This window comes from Collinsella aerofaciens (assembly GCF_040926265.1).
In the GTDB taxonomy this organism is placed as follows: Bacteria; Actinomycetota; Coriobacteriia; order Coriobacteriales; family Coriobacteriaceae; genus Collinsella; species Collinsella aerofaciens_BB.
This window is the reverse complement of the sequence record NZ_JBCOIL010000046.1, coordinates 1-4,371: the sequence shown is the minus strand read 5'-3', so window position 1 is coordinate 4,371 and position 4,371 is coordinate 1. Positions and strand designations below refer to the sequence as shown.

The following is a 4,371-nucleotide window of genomic DNA, read 5'->3' as shown; positions in this document are numbered from 1 at the left end:
CCCTCAGCCGTGCCCTCGAAGGTTTCCATTTCCCCTGGACCAGGGACCGCATCAAGGCCCGCTATCTCCTGCCGGGTTCCGATTCCAACCAGTGATGCCTCGCCGGCGTCCATCGAAAGCGCGGAAAATCGGAGATTTCCCTCCCTTTCGACAGCCGCCCGCCCGCTGCGACGGGGTGAAAACGCCCATGAAAACCCTGCGGGTTTTCCACGGGCTACCCCGTCTCCGCTAGGTCTTTTCCGCTAACGCTAAAATCCCGAGTCATGGCTTCGAGTCAACCGTGGACGCCGGGTACAGGGGGCGCGCAGCCCCCTGTCAGAGGGAGCGTAGCGACCGTGCCTTGGATCGGGTGACAGCCATTGATACCCGTTCTTTGCGGCATTTCGTTCCACAGCCCTCGACTACCGACCTTCGGTTCCCAGCCGAAGCCGTACCGTGACAGCTACGTGCAGGCAATCGGCCGGTGAGCGAAGCGAGGCCGGCGCTGAGGACTGACAATCGTGAAACATCGGGACATGGGGTCGAGACAGAATGCGGCCGCCCCCCCCAACCGGCACAACCGCTATTCGCGGAAAACACTCAACCGTCCCTTGTGTTTTTACGTCCGGCCTTCACGGCCTTCCTGGACTTTCCCGGGTCCTCACTCCGCCATGTGTCACGGGGCGCCGGGGCATGAGCCCTTTTTCCAGAGATTTCTATTTGATAGACCTGGCGGTCCAACCCGCCAGGTGCCCAGATACGCGTACGGGGGCCTGAGCTGCCTCTTAGCCGTCGCGAGCAAGTTGTCGAGCGTCTGCTTGGCCTTGACGCCATCGCGCCGTCACCGGGGTGTGGATCGCCAGAAGGTGGCCGATATTGCCGCCTGGGGGCGCACCGCCGACCCATGCCTGGGGGCCGACTAGTCCGCATGGACTGCTCTTCTGCTTGCTGCAGTCTCCGGTTATTCGAGCGTACGGGCTACCTTTTTGTACGGGCGCGGGGCCCGTGCCGACCGGGAACGGCATATGTCCGAGCGGCACTAAAAAGGCCTCCCGCCGTAGTGGCGGGAGGCCCTGAAATCACATCAAAAACAGCTGCCAAAAGTCCCTTTAGCTGGTACTATATTGGCAAAGGCACCTCGGAAAGTGCCGCTGTAGATGTCGAGGTGGGGATCTCGCTCTACGGTGCAAAGACGGTTGCTAGACGTCTTTGTTGTCCAGGATTATAGCAGTCACAGCCCGCCCGTTACGCGGGCGGGCTGCTTTAATTCTGCCTTTTTTGCCTATTTACCTGCGAAAACTTAATACTACGGTACTAGATGCCGCCCACCGGGCGGTTTTTTTGTTGCCTGCTACCTCTCTCGGACCCCAACCGACCTCTCAATCGATCGGTCCTGGACGTGCGCCCGCTGCGCCGGCGATGCCGCCGCCGTCCCTGTGGAGCCGTCGTTCAGATCGCCGCCGTCGGGCAGGTTGACCGCGTATCTATCGACCAGGCGGTCGCAGGCCGTCTTGGCGGCGATGTACGCATCGGCCGCCAGGGGCTCGTATTTCGCCAACTCGTCATCGGGAACCGGCACCCTCGGCCGCGGGAACTCGCTGTAATCCGTTCCCGCGGCCGATTTGGCCACGGCGGCAAACTCGCGCCGGTAGGCCCGTACGTCTACCCTGTAGGCTTCGAGCGCCGGGGCGAGCCTGCGCCGCGCATCGGCCACGCGTGCCGCCGATGCCTCCCTCGCCGCCTCCACCTCGGCCTTTTGCTCGTCCGGCAGGCACGACAGGGCCGACCCGGCGTACTGCCTGACCTTCGACGGGGTCTCATCCCGGGCGAACAGCGCCTTGACCTTGTCCGTCACGCGCCTGGCAGCGTCCGCGATGCGGTCTCCAAGGCGCTCGATTGACTCGACAAGTCCGATTTTCTCCGCCTCAAGTCCCTCGACTCGGTCTCTAAGTTCAGCGACCTGCTCCGCAGCTCGCTCTGCTCGTCGCTCAAGGTTTGCAGCCTTGAGCTCGCTTCGCTCTGCCTCACGTTCGCCTTCCTCGACCTCTCTTTTGAGACTTTCTGCCTGCTCAAAAGCCTCATCACCGTTTCGGCAGCCCTCAAGGAACCCGATCGTCTGACTTTCGAGAAGAACCCGAGCTCTTTCAGCGGCGATTGCCCCTTCAAGCTCTCCAATTCGTCCCTGAGCTGCAATTCCCTCGCGTTGAAGTCCCTCCAATCCGGCCCTTGCGGCCCGTTCCTCGGTCTGGGCGTCCTTTACGAGTCCGCGCGTCACATCTGCCAGTCTTGCGAGGTCGGACGCCTCCCGGCGCGACGATTCCCTCCTCTTGTCCAGCTCGTCCAGCTCGCGCATCGCCCGCTTGAACTGCGGGACGTCCATATGCTTATGGTGGTCGTCCATCACGGCCCGCTCGACCCCGTGGTCGCGGGCTGCACCCTCAAGACACCCCATCAGCGTGTTCTGGAGATCGGGCAGGCGGTCGAGGCCCATGGTCTTCAACGCCTTGTTCATCGACACCTGAAGGGGCAGGCCCCTGTTCTGGCTCTCTCCGTAGGGGATGCCCAGGATGTGCATATGGGGAGTTCCGTCGGTCTCGTCGACATGCACGGCGGCGGCGAACCAGTCTATCGCCCCGGCAGTCCTCGCCCTGATTCGGTCGAACGCCTCGGAATAGACCGCCTTGGCCTCTGACTCGTCCAGCTCGCGGGACCAGGTTTCGCGGTTCCCCAGTTGCACAACGTATTCGATTGCCGGGGCGGGTCGGCCAGACCGGCTCTTGGAATGCCCGACCTTGGCCCGGTCGGCTTGGTAGGCGTCGCGCACGCGCGCGTAATAGTTTTCAATCTGCCGGTCCGGGCGGCCCTTGGAGACCTGGCGCGCGTTGTAGGTCTCGGTGGCCTCACCGAACAGGCGCTCGTAGGCGTGCTCGATGGACTCGCCCGCGAGAATCAGGTTGTCTTTTGTTTTCGAACGATCGACGTTCCTCAGACGCGCCCGGTAGTCCGGGTCGAGGTCGTGGCGGGCGTTCACCGCGCCGCCTGAAACTGACATGGATAGAGCCATAGCGTTCCCTTTGCTTGAGACTCAGTCTTTCCATGCGCTTTCCTTTTCTGGCCGCAGAATACACGAACATTGTTGCCTTTGCTACTTTCCGCGAAAGTAGCGCAGTTGAACTTTTGACGGAGCCAAAAGTTCTGCGGCCCTGCGGGCGGCCTCCGCGCCCCGGTTCGGGGCGCTGCGCGGGCGTGTCACCCTTGCCCTCCGCCGTCCCGCCGGACCCCTCGCCTCTACGGCTCGCGGTTCCCCGGCTTACGGCTGCGCGGACCTCCGGTCCTTGCCGGGACCCCGCGACGCCCGTCGCGGTTGGTCTGCCGGTGGCCGGGAATGTGTGCACATTCCCACATCTTGCATCGTGGTCAGCTAGAATCGTTCTCGCTGTCGGCAGTCCTCGTGCCGGGCAGAGCCCTCCATCCGATGGGAGGTGATGCCCATGACCGATTTAACCGAGCTCGTGAAGCTCCTGACCGCCCTGGTCTCGCTCCTCACGGCCCTCGTCGGCCTTTCCAAGGCACTCAAGCAGGGTTCGAAGCCCAAAAAGAAAGGCCACCGTCGCTAAGGCGGTGACCTAACTCTTCAAAGCAACGGCTCTGCCCAGCTTCCTACGACTTGGGCTGCCGTCGGCATCATTCTACCCCGTCATGGTCGGTTTCTGCCGCATTGCAGAAACCGACCATTTGCAGCCGCCCGCGACCGAATATCCAACTTCGTTTTTGTTCGGTAGAGCTGTTTTCAGAGTCGAATTTTGGTCGGTTTTTAGAGCTGTTATAATGAAATGGCAGGTCAGAACACCTGCCGATTGAACAATAATTAGCCTTATGTAAAGTTGGTCAGAAATGCCCGAGAAAATGCCGACAATCGCAGAGTTTGCCCGCACCCTGGGCGTCTCCAAGTCGAATGTGGTCAACAAGATCAAAGAACTCGAACTCGAGACGGTCACCAAGCCTGGGGACAAGCGGCGGTGCCAGTACCTACCGGAGCGCACCTGTTCCGTCCTGGCCGACCGACTCGCCAAAACGAAACCGGCGGTCCAGGCCGACGAGACCCGCTTACTTGACCTGTATCAGGCGCAGGTCGAGCCGCTAAAGTCCGCCAACGCCAGCCTGCAAAGGCAGGTCCAGCTGCTCATGGACCAGCTCGCCGCCGCCGAGGGGGCCGCCGCGGAAACCGCCCGACAGTCCCAGGCGCACATTGACGACCTGAAATCCCAAGTCGAGCGACTTGAAGCTGAGAACCGCGACCTGAAGTCCCAGCTCTCCCTCAGCCGTGCCCTCGAAGGTTTCCATTTCCCCTGGACCAGGGACCGCATCAAGGCCCGCTATCTCCTGCCGGGT

3 protein-coding genes are annotated in these 4,371 nt (G+C 62.1%); 2 read left to right on the top strand and 1 reads right to left on the bottom strand.

What is annotated here, in order from left to right; translation table 11 throughout:
- Positions 1–1,330 precede the first annotated feature (1,330 nt).
- Positions 1,331–3,043 carry a plasmid recombination protein gene (locus tag AB5767_RS09915; RefSeq protein ID WP_368132944.1) on the bottom strand — a complete coding sequence of 571 codons (1,713 nt, stop codon included), beginning with the start codon at positions 3,041–3,043 and terminating at the stop codon, positions 1,331–1,333.
- Positions 3,044–3,470: 427 nt separating this feature from the next.
- Here AB5767_RS09915 and AB5767_RS09910 point away from each other — a divergent pair, with 427 nt between their 5' ends.
- Positions 3,471–3,596: a hypothetical protein gene (locus AB5767_RS09910; protein WP_368132597.1), complete on the top strand. Its 126-nt coding sequence runs from the start codon at positions 3,471–3,473 to the stop codon at positions 3,594–3,596.
- A 277-nt stretch (positions 3,597–3,873) separates the two neighbouring features.
- On the top strand, positions 3,874–4,371 hold a 498-nt coding region (locus AB5767_RS09905; protein ID WP_368153330.1), incomplete at its 3' end, for a hypothetical protein.